Annotated in this window: 29 protein-coding genes; 26 read left to right on the plus strand and 3 right to left on the minus strand. The window is 50.6% G+C overall.

Translation table 11 applies throughout. The annotated features are described in order from the left end of the window. Nucleotides 1–5 precede the first annotated feature (5 nt). The 5 genes from ACGG9R_RS04120 to ACGG9R_RS04140 are packed head-to-tail and all read left to right on the plus strand — an operon-like array spanning nt 6 to nt 3,011. Complete coding sequence (locus ACGG9R_RS04120) at nt 6–452, plus strand: hypothetical protein (RefSeq protein ID WP_390151806.1); 447 nt, start codon at nt 6–8, stop codon at nt 450–452. Beyond that, on the plus strand, nt 453–686 hold the full coding sequence (locus ACGG9R_RS04125; RefSeq protein ID WP_390151809.1) for a hypothetical protein: 234 nt from the start codon (nt 453–455) through the stop codon (nt 684–686). It abuts the gene before it with no gap. Nucleotides 687–688: 2 nt separating this feature from the next. Beyond that, nucleotides 689–2,140: a phage tail sheath family protein gene (locus ACGG9R_RS04130; RefSeq protein ID WP_390151812.1), complete on the plus strand. Its 1,452-nt coding sequence runs from the start codon at nt 689–691 to the stop codon at nt 2,138–2,140. A gap of 15 nt (nt 2,141–2,155) precedes the next feature. Continuing rightward, entirely contained in the window at nt 2,156–2,674 is a 519-nt protein-coding gene (locus ACGG9R_RS04135; protein ID WP_390151815.1) for a phage major tail tube protein, read from the plus strand. 55 nt (nt 2,675–2,729) lie between these two features. After that, nucleotides 2,730–3,011 (plus strand): hypothetical protein, encoded by a 282-nt coding sequence (locus ACGG9R_RS04140; protein ID WP_390151818.1) that lies wholly within the window; start codon nt 2,730–2,732, stop codon nt 3,009–3,011. Between the two features lie 126 nt (nt 3,012–3,137). On the opposite strand, the gene ACGG9R_RS04145 is transcribed toward ACGG9R_RS04140, so the two are convergent. Together ACGG9R_RS04145 and ACGG9R_RS04150 are read right to left on the minus strand one after the other, a co-directional pair. Beyond that, on the minus strand, nt 3,138–3,434 hold the full coding sequence (locus ACGG9R_RS04145) for a hypothetical protein (RefSeq protein WP_390151820.1): 297 nt from the start codon (nt 3,432–3,434) through the stop codon (nt 3,138–3,140). Nucleotides 3,435–3,458: 24 nt separating this feature from the next. Continuing rightward, nucleotides 3,459–3,725, minus strand: coding sequence for a hypothetical protein (locus tag ACGG9R_RS04150; RefSeq protein ID WP_390151823.1), 267 nt, complete (start codon nt 3,723–3,725; stop codon nt 3,459–3,461). Nucleotides 3,726–3,814: 89 nt separating this feature from the next. On the opposite strand from ACGG9R_RS04150, the gene ACGG9R_RS04155 reads away from it, so the two are divergent. Genes ACGG9R_RS04155 through ACGG9R_RS04225 form a run of 15 tightly spaced genes read left to right on the plus strand, consistent with a single transcriptional unit; the run spans nt 3,815 to nt 13,684 of the window. Further along, nucleotides 3,815–6,073, plus strand: a complete 2,259-nt coding sequence (locus tag ACGG9R_RS04155; protein WP_390151825.1) for a phage tail tape measure protein — start codon at nt 3,815–3,817, stop codon at nt 6,071–6,073. Next, nucleotides 6,066–6,272 (plus strand): tail protein X, encoded by a 207-nt coding sequence (locus ACGG9R_RS04160; RefSeq protein ID WP_390151828.1) that lies wholly within the window; start codon nt 6,066–6,068, stop codon nt 6,270–6,272. The genes ACGG9R_RS04155 and ACGG9R_RS04160 overlap by 8 nt, the downstream gene beginning before the upstream one ends. Then, nucleotides 6,269–7,321 (plus strand): phage late control D family protein, encoded by a 1,053-nt coding sequence (locus tag ACGG9R_RS04165; RefSeq protein WP_390151830.1) that lies wholly within the window; start codon nt 6,269–6,271, stop codon nt 7,319–7,321. The genes ACGG9R_RS04160 and ACGG9R_RS04165 overlap by 4 nt, the downstream gene beginning before the upstream one ends. Continuing rightward, entirely contained in the window at nt 7,311–7,715 is a 405-nt protein-coding gene (locus ACGG9R_RS04170) for a phage baseplate assembly protein V (protein WP_390151833.1), read from the plus strand. The genes ACGG9R_RS04165 and ACGG9R_RS04170 overlap by 11 nt, the downstream gene beginning before the upstream one ends. A gap of 9 nt (nt 7,716–7,724) precedes the next feature. Continuing rightward, the gene (locus tag ACGG9R_RS04175; RefSeq protein WP_390151837.1) at nt 7,725–8,015 is read left to right on the plus strand and encodes a PAAR domain-containing protein; all 291 of its coding nucleotides are present in this window, start codon (nt 7,725–7,727) and stop codon (nt 8,013–8,015) included. Nucleotide 8,016: 1 nt separating this feature from the next. Continuing rightward, nucleotides 8,017–8,457, plus strand: coding sequence for a phage tail protein (locus ACGG9R_RS04180; RefSeq protein WP_390151840.1), 441 nt, complete (start codon nt 8,017–8,019; stop codon nt 8,455–8,457). Beyond that, nucleotides 8,454–8,774, plus strand: coding sequence for a GPW/gp25 family protein (locus ACGG9R_RS04185; RefSeq protein ID WP_390151843.1), 321 nt, complete (start codon nt 8,454–8,456; stop codon nt 8,772–8,774). The genes ACGG9R_RS04180 and ACGG9R_RS04185 overlap by 4 nt, the downstream gene beginning before the upstream one ends. Further along, the gene (locus tag ACGG9R_RS04190) at nt 8,752–9,870 is read left to right on the plus strand and encodes a baseplate J/gp47 family protein (protein WP_390151845.1); all 1,119 of its coding nucleotides are present in this window, start codon (nt 8,752–8,754) and stop codon (nt 9,868–9,870) included. Before ACGG9R_RS04185 ends, ACGG9R_RS04190 begins: the two co-directional genes overlap by 23 nt. Further along, on the plus strand, nt 9,863–10,504 hold the full coding sequence (locus ACGG9R_RS04195; RefSeq protein WP_390151848.1) for a phage tail protein I: 642 nt from the start codon (nt 9,863–9,865) through the stop codon (nt 10,502–10,504). Before ACGG9R_RS04190 ends, ACGG9R_RS04195 begins: the two co-directional genes overlap by 8 nt. Then, nucleotides 10,504–11,058: a phage tail protein gene (locus tag ACGG9R_RS04200; RefSeq protein ID WP_390151851.1), complete on the plus strand. Its 555-nt coding sequence runs from the start codon at nt 10,504–10,506 to the stop codon at nt 11,056–11,058. The genes ACGG9R_RS04195 and ACGG9R_RS04200 overlap by 1 nt, the downstream gene beginning before the upstream one ends. A 14-nt stretch (nt 11,059–11,072) precedes the next feature. Further along, nucleotides 11,073–11,402: a hypothetical protein gene (locus ACGG9R_RS04205; protein ID WP_390151854.1), complete on the plus strand. Its 330-nt coding sequence runs from the start codon at nt 11,073–11,075 to the stop codon at nt 11,400–11,402. Beyond that, nucleotides 11,396–11,710: a hypothetical protein gene (locus ACGG9R_RS04210; protein ID WP_390151857.1), complete on the plus strand. Its 315-nt coding sequence runs from the start codon at nt 11,396–11,398 to the stop codon at nt 11,708–11,710. The genes ACGG9R_RS04205 and ACGG9R_RS04210 overlap by 7 nt, the downstream gene beginning before the upstream one ends. Next, the gene (locus ACGG9R_RS04215) at nt 11,703–12,686 is read left to right on the plus strand and encodes a hypothetical protein (RefSeq protein ID WP_390151860.1); all 984 of its coding nucleotides are present in this window, start codon (nt 11,703–11,705) and stop codon (nt 12,684–12,686) included. The genes ACGG9R_RS04210 and ACGG9R_RS04215 overlap by 8 nt, the downstream gene beginning before the upstream one ends. An 18-nt stretch (nt 12,687–12,704) precedes the next feature. After that, nucleotides 12,705–13,007, plus strand: coding sequence for a hypothetical protein (locus ACGG9R_RS04220; RefSeq protein ID WP_390151863.1), 303 nt, complete (start codon nt 12,705–12,707; stop codon nt 13,005–13,007). Nucleotides 13,008–13,015: 8 nt separating this feature from the next. Next, nucleotides 13,016–13,684: a hypothetical protein gene (locus ACGG9R_RS04225; RefSeq protein ID WP_390151865.1), complete on the plus strand. Its 669-nt coding sequence runs from the start codon at nt 13,016–13,018 to the stop codon at nt 13,682–13,684. A gap of 2,097 nt (nt 13,685–15,781) precedes the next feature. Here ACGG9R_RS04225 and ACGG9R_RS04230 read toward each other — a convergent pair. Beyond that, the gene (locus ACGG9R_RS04230) at nt 15,782–16,798 is read right to left on the minus strand and encodes a tyrosine-type recombinase/integrase (RefSeq protein WP_390151867.1); all 1,017 of its coding nucleotides are present in this window, start codon (nt 16,796–16,798) and stop codon (nt 15,782–15,784) included. 49 nt (nt 16,799–16,847) lie between these two features. Here ACGG9R_RS04230 and ACGG9R_RS04235 point away from each other — a divergent pair, with 49 nt between their 5' ends. From ACGG9R_RS04235 to ACGG9R_RS04260, 6 genes are all read left to right on the plus strand, one after another. Continuing rightward, a complete protein-coding gene (locus ACGG9R_RS04235; protein WP_390151870.1) occupies nt 16,848–17,264 on the plus strand; it encodes a hypothetical protein in 417 nt (138 codons plus the stop codon). Between the two features lie 132 nt (nt 17,265–17,396). After that, complete coding sequence (locus ACGG9R_RS04240; RefSeq protein WP_390151873.1) at nt 17,397–17,894, plus strand: phage holin family protein; 498 nt, start codon at nt 17,397–17,399, stop codon at nt 17,892–17,894. 2 nt (nt 17,895–17,896) lie between these two features. Further along, nucleotides 17,897–18,478: a glycoside hydrolase family 25 protein gene (locus ACGG9R_RS04245; protein ID WP_390151876.1), complete on the plus strand. Its 582-nt coding sequence runs from the start codon at nt 17,897–17,899 to the stop codon at nt 18,476–18,478. 58 nt (nt 18,479–18,536) lie between these two features. After that, nucleotides 18,537–18,881 (plus strand): hypothetical protein, encoded by a 345-nt coding sequence (locus ACGG9R_RS04250; RefSeq protein WP_390151879.1) that lies wholly within the window; start codon nt 18,537–18,539, stop codon nt 18,879–18,881. Nucleotides 18,882–18,889: 8 nt separating this feature from the next. Continuing rightward, complete coding sequence (locus ACGG9R_RS04255) at nt 18,890–19,666, plus strand: hypothetical protein (protein ID WP_390151882.1); 777 nt, start codon at nt 18,890–18,892, stop codon at nt 19,664–19,666. A 158-nt stretch (nt 19,667–19,824) separates the two neighbouring features. After that, a complete protein-coding gene (locus ACGG9R_RS04260) occupies nt 19,825–19,950 on the plus strand; it encodes a hypothetical protein (protein ID WP_390151885.1) in 126 nt (41 codons plus the stop codon). The last annotated feature ends 210 nt before the right edge of the window (nt 19,951–20,160 follow it).

Genomic DNA, 20,160 nt, shown 5'->3' on the forward strand with positions numbered 1-20,160 from the left:
GCAGCATGACACCGATAGAAGCCATGGAGAACGTCGCCGCGCGCATCCGAGACGTGGTGAAAGAGTACAGAACACACCAGAGGCTGGGTACGCTCCCTGTCTCTATCTATGCGGGCTACCCGCCATTTTCCACGAAACCGGAGCAGCGGGAGTCTTACATTTACTGCTATGCGGTCAGGGTGCACGACACCGAAGACCGTTATAGCCGGGTGGATATTGAGATCGGCTTCTCCATTTGCGATGAGGATCCGAAAGAAGGCTGCCTCTCTCTGTACAATCTGATGGAACATGTGCGGCAGGCACTCCTCACCAAGCGCACGTTAGGCGGAAGGAGCCGGCTGCTGTTTCCGCTGGAAGGGGAAATCGTGGATCCGCAGCCGTTCCCGCAGTGGCAGGGGCGGCTGACCGTTTCCTATACCATTGCACAGCCTGAAGAGGAGGTGGATTTCTGAATGGAAGTATCAAAGCAGACAATCTACATCGGACCGTCGCTCTCCGGCTCGCGGCTGGCGCATGCCACCACGTTCATCGGGGGATACCCCGCGCACGTGCAGAATATTCTGGACGCGCACCCGTGGATGGTTCATTTATTCGTGCCGGTGGCTGAGTATGCGGAAAGCATGAAAAAGCTGACAAAGAAAGGCACCGCACTTTATATTTTTGCAAATCGATGCAAGGAGGTTTAAACATGGCATACAAACATGGCGTATATACTGGCGAGATTCCGACCAGTATCATCCCGCCAGTGGAAACCGATGCAGGTCTGCCCGTCATTTTCGGCACGGCGCCCCTGCACCTGGCATCCGATCCGGCGAAAGCGAACCGTCCCGTCCTCTGCTATTCCTATGCAGAGGCAGTGGCAGCCTTCGGCTATTCGGATGACTGGAAAGACTACACCCTGTGTGAAGCGATCTACAGTCAGTTCGCCCTTTATAACCGCGCGCCGGTCGTGCTGGTGAACGTACTGGATCCAAAGAAGCACAAGAAAGACAAGAAGAACCAGTCGCTCACCTTTACAGACGGCGTGGCAGCCATCAAGGATGCGGTCCTTCTGGATACGCTCAAGCTGAAAGTGGCAGAGGCTGGCGAAGCGCTTGGCGAGAATGATTACACGGCAGCCTACGATGATAATGGCGTGCTGATCATCACCGCACTCGACACCGGAAAGTTGAAAGATGTGACTGCGGCATTCGCAGACTATACCTATCTCGACCCAAGCGCCGTGACTTCGGCGGACATCATCGGTGGTGTGGACAACGTAACGAACGAAAAGAAAGGCCTTGAAACCCTGAATCAGGTCTTCCCGCTGACCCGCCTTGTGCCGGGCATCGTCATGGCTCCGGGATGGAGCCATGATCCGGCGGTCGAAGCCATCATGAAAGCGAAGGCAGGAAATATCAACGAACATTTCACCGCACTCGTCCTGGCAGACATCCCGTGCGGCGAAGGCGGCGTCACCAAGTACGGAGACGTGCCGGCGTGGAAGAATAACCATAACTACACCGGCGTGAACGAAGCCATCTGCTGGCCAATGGTGAAGCAGGGCGAGAAGATTTACCACATGTCTACCCAGCTTCTCGGCGTCATCAGCACCATCGACAGCACGGATGAAGATGGCGTACCGTACCAGAGCCCGTCCAACAAGTCCATGCAGATCGAGGGCCTGTGTCTTGAAGATGGCAGCGAAGTCGTCATGGAACCGGAGCAGGCCAACTACCTGAATGGGCAGGGTATCGTGACCGCGCTGAATTTCATCGGAGGATGGAAGGCATGGGGGAACAATACCGCTTGCTATCCGGCGGATACGGACGCGAAAGACCGCTTCATCCCACTGCGCCGCATGTTCAACTGGCATGCCGCTACATTCATTCAGACCTACTGGCAGAAGGTGGATAATCCGACCAATCGTCGCCTCATTGACAGCGTGATCGATTCGGAAAACATCCGTCTCAACGGTTTGGCTGCCAGGGAAGTCATTCTGGGTGGTCGCATTGCCTTCCTTGAAAGCGAAAACCCGAAGACCTCGCTCTTGGACGGCAAGGTCAAATTCCACACCTATTTCACCCCGCCGATTCCAGCAGAAGACATCGAGAACGTCATTGAACTCGATACCGACTACCTGGACAGCCTTTTCAAATGATAAGGGAGGGCACATATGCGAAACGTACCTGAAAACTCGATCAATTTCAGAGTATACGAGGACGGCGGCGCCTTCCTCGGCATCTCTGACGTCACATTGCCAAAGCTCTCTGCCATGACACAGACCATCAAAGGCGCGGGGCTTGCAGGCGAGCTCGAAGCACCGACGAGGGGGCACTATGGCTCCTGCGAGACGGAGCTGAACTGGCGCACCATCGAGAAAGACCTGCTTCACCTGGCGGCGAATAAAGCACTTTCTCTCGATCTGCGCGGCGCAGGGCAGGGATATGACTCCGAAAGCGGCGAATACACCACGCGCAAAATCAAGGTCCTGCTTCGCGGCCGCCCGAAAGAAGCTGATCTTGGTAAATTCGATGTAGGAGCGACCACGGACAGCAAGACCACGCTCGAATGCGACTACATCAAGATCGACATCGATGGGGAAACCAAGCTCGAACTGGACAAATATAATTTCATCTGCAACGTGGATGGCGTCGACTACTTGGAAGACGTGAGAGACGCGCTGGGGATGTAACGAAAAAGCCCCGCATATCGCGAGGCTTTTACATTTTACTCTATAAGGAGGAATCATGGCTGTTACAGTCAAATTAAAGAAGGCAGTACACGTCAAAGGGAAAGAGACCACGACCGTGGTGCTCGATTTCGACAAGCTTACCGGGCATGATCTCATTGCGGCAGAGGCCGAAGCCGTTGCAATGAAAGCGCCGATGGTAGTTCCGGCGGCTTCCATGAAGTTTCAGGCGATTGTCGCGGCAAAGGCCATCGGTTGCCCGGTAGACGATCTTTTCGATTTGGGCGCGAAGGACTTCAACTACATTGCTACATTGACGCTAAATTTTCTCGGGGCGTAGTGGATAAAACCACTGGAACACGCCCCATCAAAAAACTGGCGTTTCAGATGGCAATGGCCACCTATACGCCAGTCGAGTTCTATTTATCTATACCGTTGCCTTTGCTTATTGAGTATGCAGAAATCGTCAAAGAAATCGGTCGAGATAAGCAGTAGTTTTGTTATTCGGCTTTTTTCTGACTTCCCTAAGGAAGAGAGACGTCGTATAGAGAAAGGACGAAATCCCGCCAAGCACACCAGCGGCGAAAAGATAATTCCCGATAAGCACCCACTCAGTCTTTGGCATGCCGCAGAGCTGCATGATCAGGATCGGGATGAGAGGAAGCAATAAGCCAATGACGATGCAGGCAAAGAAATAAATAGCCAGCAAAAAAGCGAAAAGCGGGAACGTGGCGCCGACCAGAAGGGCAACTAAAAAACGCATGAGCATTCACCTCGATTAGAGCCTTCAAACATTATCTGAGTGCTGGCGTTTCGCTCTTTCTGCAGCTTCGCGGGCTTTTGCTTTGCGCAACCCTTCCTTCCAGCCGCCGACGAGGCAGCACTTCACGTTGTAGCAGATGCGGCCAATAGGGTGGCGAAAAAGGAAGATAAAGAAAGCCCAAGTGCCAATCACACAGGTCCATCCATAAAAGGATAGAAACCATGTCGCGGCGATGGCGTAAGCAAACATGACAAGGAAAAAGATCAGCCCGAGGCAGCCTAGCGTATCCACGAAAATCACCACTTTCTAGGTATGACAACCGCTGAAAATTCAAAACAGTCCAGTGATTTTCTTTGATTATATCACGAAAGGAGGAGGCTATGGCAGGGAAAAGTTTTTCGTACAACTTCATCATCAACGGCGCTGTAAACAACAGCCTGATCAGCTCATTTGGCCGCGTCAACCGCTTAACGCAGACGATGAGTATACAGAACATTGATCTAAAGAACAGCATCGCGCAAATCAACAATGCGTTTCGCTCAGGCACAGTCAGTTCTGCGACCTATGCAGCCCGCATGAAAGAGCTGTCTTCAGCGCAGCGTGCCATCGCAAGTACCGCGTTGAAGTCCAGCTCAAGTTCGCTTTTCTTCTCGGCGGCTAACTTACAGAACACTGTGGGAACCATCAGAAGTATTGCCGCGCCGATTGAGTCGGCGGTAAAAACGGCCATGAGCTTCGAGGCGGCCATGTCCAAAGTGAAAGCCATCACGATGGCGGACAACGAAGAGACAAAGCAGCTGACTGACACGGCCCGGGAGCTGGGCGAAAAGACGCAGTACACCGCATCGCAAGCTGCAGAGGCGATGAGTTTCCTCGGCATGGCGGGTTGGAAGACGAATCAGATCATTGCCGGTATGCCAGGGCTTTTAAATCTGGCGGCGGCCGGCGGCACAGATCTGGCCAAGACGGCAGATATCGTATCTGACGATCTGACAGCGTTCGGCTTAGACGCGGAAGCTGCCGGACACATGGCAGATGTGTACGCGGTAGCCATCACAAAGACGAATACCAACGTCGAAATGCTGGGCGAAACAATGAAATATGCGGCGCCGGTGGCACACGCATTCGGCGTCTCCATGGAAGAAACGGCGGCGCTTGCTGGGCTCATGGCAAACTCCGGCATCAAGGCAAGCAATGCGGGCACCGCGCTGCGTTCCGGCTTTTTGCGCCTCGCGGGGCCGCCAAAGATGGCGGCGAACGCACTGGCGCAGCTCGGCATGACAGCGCAGGATCTGACGGCGGAGCAGAAGGAAGCTGCCATTGCCATGGAATCGCTCGGGATCAAGACCGGCGACACCACGGGGCCGCAAAAGATGGTCAGCATTCTGACACAGCTTCGCGAACGCATGCAGGGGCTCAGTCAAGAGGAGCAGCTAGCAACAGCAAAGGCCATCTTCGGTACAGAAGCTGCCAGCGGCTGGCTGGCCGTGCTGAATTCTGCACCGGGGACTTTCGAGAACTTGCTGCAGGATATTCAGAAATCGGATGGAGCAGCTGCTAAAATGGCAGCGACCATGAAGGACAACGGGGTGGGCGCTGCGGAGAAGTTCAAGTCAGCACAGGAATCGCTGGCGATTTCTGTGGGAAACATATTCCTTCCTCAGCTCACACGCGCGATGAATGGCCTTGCAGGCTATACGGGGTCGCTCTCACAGTCGGCGCAGCAGCACCCGGTGCTAATAGGCGGCATTGCGGCTATGGGTGGCGCGATCGCCATGGCGGTAACTGCATTGCAAGCGGTCGGGGTGGCCTATCAGGGGGTCATCGCCATCAAGGCGGCTTACACCGCCATCACAACCTCATCTATGTTCGCGACCATTGCACACACGGCATCCACCGTCGCGGGAACCGTTTCCCTGACCGGGCGTGCGATTGCGCTGGCTGCGCTGAATGGCATCACGGGGCTATGGACAGGCATCACAAACCTTGCAACTGCCGCCCAGTGGGCGCTAAATACAGCCATGCTTGCCTGCCCGATCGGATGGGTAATTGCCGGCATCGGCCTGCTGATCGGAGCGGGTATCTTGTTATATAACAACTGGGATACCGTGAAGAGCTTTTTCATCACACTATGGGATAGCCCCATGACGGCGCTGAATAATTTCTGCAGTAGTGTGAAGAAATTATTCGGCGATATCGTACAGTGGGCAATCGGCAAGTGGGGCGAGCTGCGACAGACGCTCTCCCACCCCATCGACGCACTGATCAATTACAATCAGAGCATAGGAAACGCGCCTGATGTGGCAGCCAATGCGGCCGGAGGTATCTATAACCAGGGCTCTTTCCTGACGACATTCGCTGAAGACAGCCCGGAGGCAGCTATTCCGATCGACGGGAGCCGGCGTGCGCTGGGACTGTGGCAGGAAACCGGACGGCGCCTCGGAGCGCTGAATGCTTCAGGCATCGCGCCGCAAAAGAGTGGGACACGAAGCACCACCATCAATTTCGCCCCGCAGATCACGATTCAGGGCAACGCAGACAAGAGCACCATGGAGAGCGCGATGAAAGACGCCGTGAGCGACCTGAGGCGCATGCTCAAGGATATACAGAGAGACGAAAGGCGGCTTTCTTATGGCTAAGACATACCGCACTGTGCAGGGCGACATGTGGGACAGCATTGCGAAAACACTCTACGGCAGCGAGAGTGGCATGACAAAGCTCCTCGAAGCCAATGGGGACTATGCGGACATCGTCGTATTTCCGGCAGGCATCACGCTCGTGGTGCCTGCCTGGGAAGCGCCGAAGATCAGCCGCCTGCCGCCGTGGAGGCGTTCATGACGCCGCGTCAGGTCGTGCCCCTTGTGAAGTATGAAGGGGCGGACATTTCCGAAGACCTCGCGCCGCACCTGAAGTCGATTTCCTTCACGGACAACATGTCAGGCTATGCGGATGACCTCACCATCAGGCTTGAAGATCGAAACGGCCTGTGGGAATCGGACTGGTTCCCAGACCGCGGGGCGACGCTTGATGTGTCCTATGTCACGCTGAACTGGAAAAACCTCGCGGACGGCCTGCAGATCATGGTGGCGGGGCTCTTCGCTATCGACACCATAGAGGGCAGCGCGCCGCCGAGGGAAATCGAACTCAAAGCGACATCCATTCCGGAAAGCAACGAGCTTCGCGGTGTCGATCGCACACGCTCGTGGGAGAAGGCGGAGCTCAAGACCATCGCAAATGACGTGGCGACCGGCGCAGGGCTTTCGCTTGTCTATGACAGCGAAGAGAACCCGACACTGGACAGGGCAGAGCAGACGGAGCAGTCCGACCTCTCTTTCCTGCTGAAGCTCTGCGAGGACAATGGTCTCGCGCTGAAAATCACCAATGAGCAGGTTGTCATCTTCAATGAAACAGATTATGAGCAAGCAGAGCCCGCTGCCACGGTCGTGAAGCCTGGCACGATCTACGAAGTCCAGGAAGGCATGGAGTACGTGCAGAACATTACAGGTTACCGGATGCACGCCGTGACGAGGGACATTTACAAAGCCTGTCACGTGAAGAACAGCGACAGCGACACCGGCGAGACCATTGAGGCAACGTTCGCCGATCCGGGAAAGACGGAGGGGAAGACACTCGAAGTCAAAGAGCAGGTGAAGACTGTTTCTGAAGCCGAAAAGCTCGCCAAGAAGCGCCTTCGCGAAAAGAACAAAGACGAATGGACGATGTCCGTCGACATGCCGGGGGATTTCCGCATGCTGGCAGCTACCACAGTAAATGTATTAGGCTTCGGGAAATTCGATGGGAAGTACATCATCACATCGGCGAAGCATCAGATTTCCGGCGGCTATACCACCAGCATAGAAATGAGGAGGTGTCTCAATGGATACTAACCAGCTGAAGAACCTGATCCGCGTCGGAAAAGTATCCTCCGTGAACGGAAAGACATGCCGCGCGCGGGTTACATTTCCTGACAAAGACGACCTCGTAAGTGATGAACTGGCGGTGCTCCAGATCGGAGCAAATGGGACGGAAGGATACTGGGTGCCTGAAGTCAATACGCAGGTGCTCTGCCTCTTCCTGCCGAATGCATCCGGGAACGGGCTCAATGCCGGATTCATCCTAGGCGCATACTACTCGAAGGCAAAGCCGCCGCCCGAGGAGAACGCTGACGTGAGGGCAATCCATTTTCCTGACGGGAGCCTCATCAAGTGGGATGGCGGCACTATTACCATCAAGGCCGCGAGTGCTGTCAAGATCGAAGCTCCGCGGGTAGATATCAACTAAGGAGGAGCTATGCCGGCTGCACACAGACTAGGCGATAATGACACCGGGCACGACGCCTGCCCGCCCACAGCGCTTTCCTCGGCCAGCGGCGATGTATTCATCAACGGCAAGGGCGCAGGGCGTGTGGGGGACACCTACGCGCCGCATGGGTGCAAGGCGCACCCATCGCATGCGGGGGCCGTCGCCAGCGGGAGCAGCACCGTCTTCATTAATGGGCGCCCTGCTGCTCGTGTAAGAGACCCCGTCACGTGCGGCGGTTCGGTAGCGGCGGGCTCATCCGATGTTTTCATAGGAGGGTGATATGTTCGTAGGATTTTTGGGGACCATCCCCTTCGTTGCGTCGCGTGGTTACGTCCGTACATTTGACGACTACAAACGTCAAGGAGAAGCCAGGTGGGCGGAGCATGAAATCCTGGGCGAGAAACCGCTTTCGGAATTTTTGGGAGAAAATCTGGAGGAGATTTCCTTCACCATGCTCTTCCGAAAAGACCAGGGCGTAAACCCGCAGAGTGAAGTCAACACACTGAAAGAGCTCCGGGATGGCGGCAGGCCCGTGCCGCTGGTACTAGGGTTCAAAGTCATCGGAGACGGCTTGTGGACCGTGCGAGGGCTATCCTATAGCGTTGATTTCTGGGATAAGTGGGGACACCCACAGGCCATCACGGCGAATGTCTCCCTGAAGGAATATTCAGACGGAAAAACTGCGCTGAAAGAAGTGTTCAAGGGGTTGATTGGTTTATGAATTACTCCATCGGAATCGAGAATATTGTAGATTTCTCACCGCAGGATGAAATCACGGAAATTCTGCAGAACGTGCAGACTATCATGGCGACCACAAAGGGGAGCGTACCACTTGACCGAGACTTCGGTGTGAGCGCGGATTACGTAGACAAACCCATGGCGAAAGCAAAGGCCATGCTGGCGGCAGAAATCATTCAGGCGGTGCGAAAGTACGAGCCGAGAGTTACCATCACCGGGATTTCCTTCACGGAGTCCATGGATGGGAAACTAGAGCCAAGAATCGAGGTGAGACTCAATGGAATTAAAGAATCTTCCTGATATTTCCTTCGCTGAGACAGACGCGGAGAGCGTGAAAAAAGAAATCATCGCCCGGTATGAAACAATCGCCGGGCGTACACTGGCCGATGGAGACCCCGTTCGGCTTTTTCTTTTATCCATCGCTGAGCTCCTTATCCTGCAGAGAAACCTCATCGATTACACGGGGAAGATGAACCTGCTCGCCTATTCCAAAGGCGATTATTTGGATCACCTGGGCGCGCTCCTCGACGTCGAGCGTATCCCTGCGAAGAGGGCGGAAACCACGCTGACCTTCATCCTGTCGACCGCAGAAACCGGCGCCATCATACCGGAAGGGACACGCGTCACCACGCAGGACGAACGGGCGTATTTTGCAACGGCGGAAGCCCTCTCCATTCCGGCGGGGCAGTTGACCGCGCAGGTGGCCGCCGTCTGCACGGAGCCGGGGGATGCCGGAAATCATTTGGCCATTGCCTCATTGACGAAGCTGGTCGATCCGCTGCCTTATGTGGACAGTGTGCAGAATGCGACCGTCACTGCGGGTGGTGCAGACAAGGAAAGCGACGAATCATACAGAGAACGCATTCACGAAGCCCCGGAGTCCTTTTCGGATGCAGGCTCCTATGGGGCATACACCTTTTTTGCCAAGTCTGCGAATCCGGACATTGCGGATGTTTTCATCACATCCCCCTCTCCGGGCGAGGTGAAAATCGTGCCGCTGATGACGGGTGGGGAAATCCCGGAAGAGGAAGTACTGAAGGATGTGCTTGAAGTGTGCAATGATAAAACGGTGCGGCCTCTGACAGATCAGGTGAGCGTACAGGCTCCGACCGTGAAGAATTATGATATTCAGATTACTTATTACATCGGAGCAGACAGTGAAAGCTTTTCTGCAACCATCCAGCAGGCCGTCACGGAAGCGGTCAATCAATACGTTGAATGGCAGAAGGAGAAGCTGGGCAGAGACATCAATCCGTCACAGCTGATGAAGAATATCATCGAAGCGGGAGCCAAACGGGCGGAAATCACAGAGCCTGTATTTACGAAAGTAGAAAACACAGAGGTGGCTGTAGCGGATCAGATATCAGTGGTCATGGGAGGGATCGAAAGTGAGTAACCTGTCTGAACAGAAACTGATTACCATTGTCCCGTCTTCCATTTCCGGAGATAAGACGATCCGGAACATTTCCGCAGCTACTGATCCGGGGCTCCGGAAAATCTCCAGAGATACACTTCTTCTTTTACTTCTTCCCAGGCTGGATGAACTTCCAGAAAAAATCGTCGATGCCCTGGCATGGCAGTACCATGTTGATTTCTATGATGACGCAGCTACGTTGGAGAAAAAACGGGCTCTGGTGAAGCAGAGTATAAAATGGAACCGCCGAAAGGGAACCCCGTCTGTGGTAGAAGAAGTCTGTACGGCGATATTCAAATCCGCAAAGATTGAAGAAAACTGGGAGTATGGTGGGAAACCCTATCACTTTAAGGTTGTGATGATTACTGAAGCGGTTCCCGACATTTCTGTGATCAACAGCCTGTACCGCGCCATCGAGCACACGAAAAATGTTCGCTCCTGGCTGGACGGGGTGTCTTTTCACAGAAACTTGCCGAAAACAATTTACTATGCACTTCCTGTTGCCTCCGCAAAAGTTATCAGTATTTATCCTGCAGCTTTCAGGATGTCGGATATATCCGGTACTGTACGTGAAGCTGCAGGAGTGAGGGTTCAGAGAAAGGTGGAAATTCAATAATGCCAAACTGGAACGGGCTTGTATTGACTAAGAAAGGGCAACTTCTGCAGGCGAAAGTAGGAACTGGCGTTGTGCTTGCACTGACTAAAATGAAGCTGGGGTCCGGTGTTTTACCTAAGGGGACTTCGCTTGAAGACCTGACAGACCTTGTGACGCCGGAACAGAATGTAGGGATTGCGTCCAAAGAAGTTCTGACGGATCAGAAGATGTGTAAAATCAGTGCGACAATCACCAATGTCGGACTTTCCGCGGGATACTATGTGCGGGAGCTTGGCGTTTTTGCCAATGATCCGGACGATGGGGAAATCCTGTATGCTGTTACCTCTGATTCCGCGCCGGACTACCTTCCCCCTCAAGGAGGTTCTACAGCGGTATCCCAGGAATTTGCCGTATATATTTCGGCATCTAATGCGTCCGATGTTAAGGTTTCTATCGATCCGGGGGCCTTGGCAACGATGGGCTATGTCGAATTAGCTCTCCATGAATATCTGAAAATCGTGGATAAGGGAACAGATATATCAAAAACTTCCGGGGCTCTTGTTGAACTTTATTAAGGAGGGGGAGGGAAGTGCTTCAGATTGACAGTAAGAACAGAATAACACTGACGAGAGGAGATACCGCAGTCCTGAAATTGTATTTAAAAGATGCAAGGGACAAATCCGTGAATATTGGTGAAAATTGTTCCTGCATTTTGACCGTTAAAGAGAACACCGACACAGATTCAGCCCTGATCCAGATTACTGCAAAGGACGGCAGCTTTACATTCCTCCCAGAACATACAAAACACATGAAGTACGGCAATTATGTGTACGATGTCCAAGTCACTATGGATGAGGGAAATGTCTATACGGTTATCCCTCCCAGTCGGTTCACGATAGGAGAGGAAGTAACATGGTAGCCCTTCATCAGGACCGGATCATTATAGGATCTCTGGCAAATGGAAGCCAATTCATAGAAGGAATCCTGGAAAAAGAGAAGGTATTGAACGGGTTGCTGGGAGTAGGCATCCGGCAGGTTGAAAGTGACGCTGTAGTCCGGGTAAATAATCGGTTGGATTTACCGACTGTTGGGAATTCGCAGAATATTTATTTTGTAATCGGTGAGAATGCAGTTTATCGCTGGGATGAAGAAAAACTATTGTATTTTTGTGTTGGCAGAGATTATGAGGAAATCAGTTTGATTAATGGAGGTACAGCCAATGAATAAGGAACTGAAGGTAAAAATTACTCTGAGAGCGGACAGCTCTTCCGCATGGGCGAGTGTAAACCCCGTGCTCTTGAAAGGGGAAGCCGGCTATGAAGTTGATACGGGGAAATTAAAATTCGGTGATGGTACTACAAAATGGTCTGATTTAATGTATTTTGTCGGGAATGTAGATTTATCCGGATACATGACACTGGCAGAATATAAAGGCTCCGGGGCCGGTGTTGTAAAGGCTGCAGATAAGCTGCAGACGGCCAGAAAAATCAATGGTGTTGGCTTTGACGGTACTGCGGATATTACTATCAAGGACAATACCAAAATCCCGACCTCTGAAAAGGGGCAAAAAAACGGGGTAGCAACCTTGGATAACAATGGATTAGTCCCGTCGACACAGCTTCCGAGTTATGTTGATGATGTTATAGAAGGCTACTACAGCGAGGGCAAATTTTATAAAGAACAGAGCCATACGACTCTTATTAAAGGGGAATCCGGAAAAATCTACGTTGACCTGAATCCCTCCGCAAAATTTGAGCAGTATAGATGGTCCGGCTCTTCGTTTGTCTGCATAACCAAGCCTTTGGATATAGCAAGCACAGAGGAGGCAAAGTCCGGCACCGATGATACCAAGGTCATGACGCCTCTGAAAGTTAGCCAGGCTATCGAGAATAAAGGATATATTACCGAAGAGAATGCGGCCAATACATATGAAGCGAAGATTACAAATAAGAAATCCGCTTTTAACGTAGACTTTGGCACTACCGCCGGCACTGCTGCGGAAGGTAATGATGCAAGATTTTCCGATGCGCGTATTCCTAAAGGAGTCGCAGGGGGTGATTTGACCGGAAATTATCCAAATCCTACCATCAAAAATTCCGCAATCACGAATGAAAAAATTGCTGACGGAGCTCTGTCTACGTCCAAACTGTTTACTCCCTCCGGAGATACATTGATTCTTAATGGCGGTAATTCTCAGGGGTGATAGAAGGGAGGATGTCTCATGCCGATCACATACCTAAATGTAAGAATGAAGCAACGGATCGGACTGGCATCCGAATGGAAAGCAGACAATCCCTTACTTCTAAAAGGAGAACTGGGCATTGAAAGCGATACCGGATATGTAAAGTCCGGCGACGGAAGTACCCGATATAATGACCTTCCTTATCTCACGTCCCCTCAGGCCGAAACCGGCGGGAAAGTGGTAGCAAGTATTTATCAGCCGGAAAGTGAAATGTGGATTGATGTCGATATGGAAGATATTACTATCGGTGCAGAAAGCGATGCCTTTATAGAATTTAAATAGGAGGTTCAATGATGACCAACAGAAAAGGAAAATTCAAAGTAAAGAATGGCAGCGGGAGTTACGATCAGGTAATGCTTGAAACGCAGCTTGGGCAGGTCTTGGATAGTCCGATAAAAAGCTTGGAGAGAAACACCTACTATGAACAGAACGACGTTGTGGCGGAACAAACATGCAAAGGGGCTTTCTTGGTATGCGTTGAAGGCGGGACTACAGACGCATCGCTTCCTCCGTATTCTGGTGCGTTAGAAGGCGCTCCTGTGATTGATGGGACCGCTATATTTACTGTACATCGTTTTAATAACTTGGCAAATACAGATGCTATTACTGCGCATGATGCTCTCGAAACTGCTCACCCATCCCTTGATTTTATTAAATCTATGTCTGCTGCATCCGATGGTATTCACTACCGCACAAGAAATGGAAAATCGGATCAGGTTCTTGATCTTATCAACAAGCTCCAGGCAACACTTTCTCAGGGAACAGTACCGAGCGGCAATACCGGATCTTTGGCTGCTCTGCTTTCCGGTATTGTGCATCAGATCAAGGCGCTTTCCGGTAAATCTAACTGGTGGGAAACACCAAAAGATAGCTTTGAAACACTGTCTGCCGGCGTAGTTGCCGGTGACGTTTCCAATCCGGACTCGTGGTGGGTGAAGCTGGGGGGGCGATCCCGATAATTATACAGGGTGGATACTGCCACGTATCCGGAAGCGAAGCTTACCGAACATCGTACCCTATTTCGTTTACGGTAGCAGGGGTTCCGATCCCTCGCGTCTTTTCGCAAGGTCACTACGTTGACGTTGCAAATGTAACCAAAAAAGATAACTATGGATTTCATGCTACTGGTTCGTTCAATGGCACTTCGTGGGCTGCGAACAACGGCTGGTATATCGCTATAGGGTGGTAGACAGGGTGGATATACGTGGGTAGGTTTAAGGAGTAATATCACGGTCAATTATCCTATCTCGTTTTCGAAGGCGCTAGGCATTGCGGGGCTTGCAGTGGTAAATAATCAGAATCCTTCCGGTCGCGGGCTCGAACATATCAAGACGTTTTCTGGATCATCTTTCATATATTACTCGGGTTACGATATAGCCAATAAATGGTTAACATGGCTGGCAGTCGGCATATAAGCAGCTATTCTCATAGCCCGATAAGCCAACAGTAGGTCCCGTTACTGTAACTATTTTGGCGAAAGCGAAAATACGATGATGTGGGCGTTCCTATTATGTCTCCCCAGTCACTGTCATAATTTCGCGAAGACATCCTTGTTGTGGTGCCCCCAGTAAGGAATCTTGATATTGATATGGGGTAAGTGAATGTGCCCGATGAGCTAAATCCACCCTGTCTATATGCCAATAGCGATGTACATACTATCCCAGCCGTCTTTAGTGAAATATGTCGCTGTTATTTCCCCGAGGTTTCCGTAATGGTCACTCCTGGAAGCGCCATAAATCTGCCCTAAAGTGACGGCTCCGCAAAATTTTGGAAATGCAACTGGGAAGCCAATTTTGGTGCTAGTCCCGCACTTTCCACCCTGTCTATACAGTGCCAATAATTAGTATACTGGCTTTCCACTGATTGCCGCCGGAGAGGGCAACAATTATCGAATTTGTTTTAACCGATTGTACTGATACAGGGTTGTTTGCGCCGCCACTCCAATAATTCGTTGTAGGCGTTGCAGGGGATGCAATAGCAAAGTAGTTATTTGCCGAAATAGGTAATCGCACTGTATCCCAGTTCCCTGTCATTACAACAGTTACACCCTGTCTACACACCAATGCCAATATGGTAATAATTACGGCCTTCCCCGCCACACTTTACTGTGGTCCTTGTGAAATACATAATCACATCATTATTCCACAGATCATCATTACTGTTATTCGGTGTGTACTGGGCAAATGCCATTAAACACGTTGAAGGGAAAGATACCGGCCAGTTACAAGTATTACTGCCAGTTACACCCTGTCTAGTAACCAATCGCTATTCTGTAGCTACCACATCCGTTATCACTACGATAGTTAAGTGAGGGTTTAGAAAGATTATAGACTGTATCATTGTTACCATCACCTGATGAACCATCGTGCATTAGCGTATTCATCGCGGATAAGCAGGCATGAGGGAATGCGATTGGGAAGTTCCAAGTTCTTCTATCTGTACCACTGTGATACTCATATCCACCCTGTTTATGTGCCAATAGTTATTACATACGCGAAGCAGCCTTCATGAGCTTCAAGAGTAATTGAGGTTAAACCGTTCTTGCAAACAGTCAGCGCCGAATATATCGGCTCCCAATAACCCTCCTGGCCAAATCCTGTAACCGGGACGAAAAACCCCGAATATGAAACAGGTAATGTATACGTTGCGGGAGTAGCGGAACCGATCTTGCCAGTTACACCCTGTCTAATAGCCTATTGCGATAACTCGTACATTAGACCCAGCTCCATCCGCGCTCCAGCTAGTAGTATTCCCACTGATTGATGGTCCCCAGTCCATCTTACCGCTATTGCCTGAATAATCGCCTGATATACCCAGCAGCGCGTGAGGGAATGCTATTGCCCATGATCCAGATTTACCAGTTTCATATCCACCCTGTAGAAAATGATTTTCACAGAAGGGCGGGAAAGCCGATAATTACGGATAACATAGAATTGTCTATTCGCCCGAAATCCTAGAAATCGCAAGAATCCTAGCAACAAAAAAGTATCACGATACATACAATACTCGTGGTACTTTTCAAATGGAGCAATTATTCTGTTAGCAGCAAGTTAGCATCAAATCTTTTCGATAGCTTTACGTAGTTGCCGTAGATTTTTGTGAGTGTATACTCCGTTTGTTACATCATGTCTAGCATGACCAAGGATCATTTTCCGCGCGTTATCGTTGACATCTACGGCATCCAGCAGAGTGGCACATGTATGACGAGTATCATGTGGTTTGTATTTCTCCCCGTGAATTAGCTTCATGACACGGCTAAACAGGCGAGAGAGACGACTATAGCTGTAGGGATTACCACTTTCATCGCATAATAGGAAATCACCTTGTAAAGAGTATCGAGCTTCTACGAGAGACCATATCTTACTGGCGATAGGGATGATTCGTTTTCCGGCTTCAGTCTTTGATTTTGTGATGCGGATATACTTCTGCCTACGGTTGATGTCAGTTTTTTTGAGATTGCGGAGTTCGCAAGTACGCATGCCGGTGTAGATGAGTATCAGTACAATATCGACATCTGCTTTATCAGCTAGTTTCCAAAGCCGATTGATGGCTTGCTTACTCATGGCTTGATGAGGATTGACCGGCTTGTTTTTACCGATTCGGATAAGCCCGGTAAAATCATGAGACGTGTATTCCATTTTGCGAGCGTATGCAAATAGCAGTGATAACAGGTTGCGGACCTTTTTCTTGCTTGCATATGACAGACTACCCATTCCATCGATGACGGTCTGCAGATGGCTATATTTGATTTCGGCTACTGGCACGTCATACAGATAGACGCAATGCTTGTATGAGCTTTCATAGCCGTGAATCGTGCTATCAGATACGCTGCTATATTCGATATGTTTTGGGAGCCAGCGTGCATATAATTCTGCAAATGTTATTTTGTTGTCTGAAAGGCGGTGAAGGCCATGAGACTGATTATAGTCAACCTGATATGCCATAGCTTCCAGCTTAGTGGCAAAATAGCCCATAGCTTTTTGTTTGCCGTTCACGGAGACCATAAATACGAATGGCCTCCGCCTGTTTCCTGACAATTTTTTGATAGTTCCATAACCATTTGGATTTTTCATAATATGCCTCCTTTTCTGGAGGCTATTTTACATTACGAAAGGGAAAGAAATGGCAGAACAGGTTTATTTGAGTATTTTCGACAAGACGACTGGTACAAGAAAAACATCTTATACGATTCTCGGCCAGATCCATGGCAAGAATCTTGATGAGCTGAAAGAAAAAGCCGCAGCAGACTATCCGAACGACTACGCCGTTCTGCAAACTGCTGAAGAATATCACAATGGTATTTCCGGAGATCTGCGATGGAATGGAGATACTTATACCGATCCGCCACAGCCTACTGCAGAAGAGTTGCAGGCGCAGGCGCTGGCATCTCTCGATTCTGAATATCAGAGCAGGTTTGATGAGCTGGATGAGCAGATTGTCAAAGCAGCGGCGCTGAAGAATACGGAGCTTCAGGATGAATTGATTGCAGAACGATCTGCGCTGGCCGAAGAGTATACACAGAAGAGAGGTGAGCTCTAATGACGAAGAGATGTTTCCTGTGCGGATCCAAGATGGACGAGAAAACGGGGCTTTGCATAAATCCTAAATGTGTGAGGAGCAAGCCGCTTGCCGAAAAAGCGGAAGTGAAAGAGGGGGCCAAGGTGAAAGCTAATGAATCTGAATGAGATCAGTATCTGGGTAGGGAAAGTGTTTGACGGGCTATATATTGGCTGGCCATACAAGACGGCTTTGGGCATCGTATTTCTGGCGCTGGAGCGGCACTTGGAGCTCTTTACGGCGTTTGCCTGCATCGTGTGCGTGGATTTATTCGCCAAGTTTATCGCGCTGTCCTACGGCTATCTTACCGAGTCTATGACGGAGAAGCCATCCCTTATCGACTCGGTAAAGGGCATTCCGGCGGCGCACCGTGCTGGTGTCATCAATAGCTACGCTATGCGCACGCAGTTTGTCGAGAAAATTTCCGTGTACATGCTGCTTGTCGTAGCGGGTGCACTGGTGGACTTTATGCTGGGGCGAAGCGAGTTTGCGAATCTGATTATTGCTTACTTGGCATCGTCAGAGCTGCTGTCTATCGTGGAAAATCTGGATGATGCCGGGGTGTCTGCCGTGCATGATTTGGCCGGGCTGATTAAGAGGAAGAGGGTGTAAAGATGAATGTCATTGATGTATCAGATTGGAACGATCACAGCAACTGGTCACATATGATTGGCGAAGGTGTAGAGGGTGTTATCGTAAAAATCAGCGAAGGGCGTACGCTCTCTGAACTTCACGGCAAACACATCGCGGCAGCCAGCGCCCGCGGCCTTTCATGGGGCGTTTACTGCTACACCCACGCACAGACCACGGAACGGGCGGAAGAGGAGGCAGCGGTCGTCATTGACGCACTGGAAACTTTAGGATACGGAGCACCGCCCTTGGGGATCTGGATTGACGTGGAAGCGCCCGAAGTCATCGGCCAGGATCCTGATGACGTGACCGCAGTATGCAGTGCCTTCATTTCCACATGCAACGCCGCCGGCTACAGCGCCGGAATCTATGCGAGCCTGTCCACCTTGACAGACCGTATCAATGTTAATGATCTGGCCGACTATGTGCCGTACTGGTGCGCTCAGTATGGGACGAGCGAGTGCGGCTTCCACGACAGCTACCCGGGCAACATTCTCGCGGGCTGGCAGTGGACCGATTGCTATAGCATCGGCGGGCAGAATTACGACATGAGTGAATGGTACTGATGAGGTGATTGTATTGTGCAAATCAATAAAAAGATTGTGTATCTGCTGGCTGGGGTGCTTGCTCTGGCTAGCTGCTGGTACTTCCTCGCAGGCCGAGGAGATGTATCAGATATCGGAAAGCGAGCTGACGACACTCGAGCAGGACTTGAATCAGCTGACGAAGAGCAACGCGACCAAGCAGGATCTCTTGACAGAGCAGCAGAAGCAGTTAGAAACAGCGCAGACAGAGCTGGCAGAATCGAAGAAAACGAACGCCGAGACGCGGAAATTATTAGAGAGTGCAAATCAATCCTTGAAAGAATTAGAGGACGAGGCGAAGAAGGACATTGAGACGAAAACTCGACAGCGTAACCTCTGGATTGCAATCTCGGGCGGTCTGTTGTATGCATGGATTAAGAAATAGGAGCGCATATGCCAAAATCTAATACTTATGAGGAATTTGTCGACAAGTTCAAACCAAAGAAGACCACAGATGACTGTTATACACCGGGCGCAATTTATGAGGTTGTGAAGGACTGGGCAATCAAAGAAATGGATTGGGGGGGGCGGACGATAGTCCGTCCATTTTGGCCGGGCGGCGACTTTGAAAAATTCGACTATCCAGCAGATTGTGTAGTTATCGATAATCCGCCATTTTCCATCATAGCGAAAGTCGTGAAGTTCTACGCGGAACATAACATCGACTATTTCTTGTTTGCGCCGCACCTCACGTGTCTCGGCATCCGAGCGGCGCATAGCCATATTTGCGTCGGGGTGTCGATTACATACGACAACGGCGCTAAAGTAAGCACTAGTTTTGTAGCGTCTAAAGGCCCGCTGATCCGAAGTGCACCAGACCTGTACCGCATACTTGATGAAGCGAATGCCGCGAGCATCAAGGCCAAGAAAGCGCCACCACTGCCGGTGTACACGTATCCAGATAACGTCCTGACATCGAGCGCCGTGGCGTTGTTTTCTGAATACGGAATCGAATACCGCGAAGACATTGGCGTATTTGTTCGCGCCATGGACGCACAGCGCAGAGCAGGGAAAAGTATTTTTGGCGCCGGTTACATTGTCCCCGAAGAGGCAGCACGCAAGGCACGGGAGGCAGTACGCAAGGCACAGAAAGAAAAGTCACAGCGCTGGGTGCTTTCGATGCGCGAGCTTGCTGCGCTAAAAGCGGCAGAGGAAGCTGCAAAGCAATAAAAAAGGGCGTCTTGATTTAGCACATTGTTAAATCAAGACGTCTTTTTTATTTTGCAAAAATGTCGAAAAGTGCGATAAAATCGAAGAAACTCAAGAACATTGCATCGACAAAAAGCAAGATGAATGATATAATATATACAATTAAAGGAGGTGAAATGATGGATGATATTAAAGAAGCGATTCAGCTGATAGCTTTAATCATTGGGTCGGTAGTCGCAATACTGACTGGCATCGAAAAAGTATTATCGATACTGATTAAAATTAAACAGCTGAACCGCAAATAGAACTAAAGGGAAGCCGGGGAGAAATCCCCGAGCCCCTTCCCTAATATCATACCATATAAAGAAAATGAAAACAAAAATATTATTAGCTGTATTTTGGGCATGCGCTGCCATCGCATGGTGGGCTAGTAACTACACCACAACTTGCATGGTTTTAGTAATTATTGCGACGATTCTGAACGTTGCTGAGTGGTTAAAGTGATTTTTGAAGTA

It is taken from the genome of Dialister sp. i34-0019-2H8 (genome assembly GCF_042846925.1).
Lineage (GTDB): Bacteria > Bacillota > Negativicutes > Veillonellales > Dialisteraceae > Dialister.